We start from the raw sequence: 1542 nt of genomic DNA, 5'->3' as shown, positions 1-1542 counted from the left end.
CAAACTTATGCTTTTATTTTTTACAATAAAATTTATTGTGTTTTTTTATAAATGAGTAGGGGTATAAAAAAATAACGTCACAAACATTGATATGAGGAGGTGCAGCACCGTGAGAAGATTGAAGAATTTCATCTTAGGATTAATCATTTTGGTGGTGGTCGGAATGTTAGTGTTTATGCTCGCTAAAATACCGCAGATTCCACAAGTTGAAACTTACCAACAACAATTACTGACATTTGCATGGTTCTTACCAGTACTCTTTACGTTGGCTGGACTGTTAATTGTGTTGGGTATTATTTTGGTGTTCAGCTTATTTGCGCCGACACATCGCAAGCCGGGTCTTTATAAATTTTATAAAGATGGTCATATATATATTTCAAGAAAATCAATCGAGAAAGTCGTGTATGACACAATGGCTAATTACGAGCAGTTGATGCAACCGAATGTTGTTACGAAGTGTTACAGTAAAAAGAAAAAGTCGTACATAGATGTAAAAGCGGACTTCTTTTTACCAGATGATACTCATGCACGAACTTTAACAGAAAATGTCAGAGCAGATATTAAGAAAAACGTAGAATATTTCACAGAAATTCCTGTAAGAAAATTAGAGGTTAATGTGAAAGATCAAAAAAGTCCATCAAGTCCAAGAGTACTATAAAGGAGGGAGCCCCAGATGCCAAACGAAAATAATCAACAACCAAATGATTCAACACAACACGTGGTGAATTTTATTAAAAGTTATATTGGTAGAATTGTCGGATTTTTAGTATTTTTAGTTATCGCAATCTTATTCTTAACACTCGGCTTTTGGAAAACCATCCTGATTATCGTGTTGTGTTTGATTGGAATAGGAATTGGGTATATTAAAGACCGTAAGCAACAATTTCTCAACTTTTTAAATCGATGGAGTTAATTTATAATTTTAAAATTAGTTTAAGGGTATAGACGAAATATAATTTGTTTGAAAAGGAGAATGTACTATGGCAGTAGATAACACAAAAGCAAAACAAGCATATGATCAAGAAACTGGAGTGAATAAAGTGGAACAGCAACAACAAGAAAACCAACAAAACCAACAACCGAAATTCCAAAATAAATTAACATTTGCAGATGAAGTTATTGAAAAAATCTCAGGTATTGCTGCACGTGAAGTTAACGGTATCTTATCATTAAAAGGCAACTTTGTTGATAGTATCAGTAATCAATTCTCTAACACTGAAAATGTGACACAAGGTGTTTCAGTAGAAGTAGGAGAAAAACAAACTGCAGTAGACTTAAAAGTAGTTTTAGAATATGGTGAATCAGCACCAAAAATCTTCAATAAAGTGACAGACTTAATTAAAGAACAAGTAAAATATATGACTGGTCTTCAAGTAGTTGAAGTAAACATGCGTGTTGAAGATGTTATGACTCGTAAAGAGTTTGAACAAAAACAAAAAAATAATCAAGAGCAACAAAAGAACCAAGAAAAAGGATTACAATAATTCAGCGTTGTACCTTGATTTAGTAATATAAATAAGTAAGAGGGCGGATTTGAAGATA

3 protein-coding genes are annotated in these 1542 nt (G+C 32.6%); all 3 read left to right on the top strand.

Annotation, left to right across the window (positions count from 1 at the left end; genetic code table 11):
• Window positions 1-109: 109 nt before the first annotated feature.
• Complete coding sequence (amaP, locus tag HMPREF2846_RS02350) at window positions 110-658, top strand: alkaline shock response membrane anchor protein AmaP (RefSeq protein WP_070625505.1); 549 nt, start codon at window positions 110-112, stop codon at window positions 656-658.
• A 15-nt stretch (window positions 659-673) separates the two neighbouring features.
• Window positions 674-913, top strand: coding sequence for a DUF2273 domain-containing protein (locus HMPREF2846_RS02345; protein ID WP_002479520.1), 240 nt, complete (start codon window positions 674-676; stop codon window positions 911-913).
• Between the two features lie 67 nt (window positions 914-980).
• Complete coding sequence (locus tag HMPREF2846_RS02340; protein ID WP_070625503.1) at window positions 981-1484, top strand: Asp23/Gls24 family envelope stress response protein; 504 nt, start codon at window positions 981-983, stop codon at window positions 1482-1484.
• The last annotated feature ends 58 nt before the right edge of the window (window positions 1485-1542 follow it).

It is taken from the genome of Staphylococcus sp. HMSC056G08, from assembly GCF_001812305.1.
Classification (GTDB): Bacteria; Bacillota; Bacilli; order Staphylococcales; family Staphylococcaceae; genus Staphylococcus; species Staphylococcus simulans.
This window is presented reverse-complemented; position numbering and strand designations above follow the sequence as displayed.

Coding starts and splice junctions, on each gene's coding strand:
- HMPREF2846_RS02345 (WP_002479520.1), top strand. CDS start 674: ATGCCAAACGAAAATAATCAACAACCAAATGATTCAACACAACACGTG.
- HMPREF2846_RS02340 (WP_070625503.1), top strand. CDS start 981: ATGGCAGTAGATAACACAAAAGCAAAACAAGCATATGATCAAGAAACT.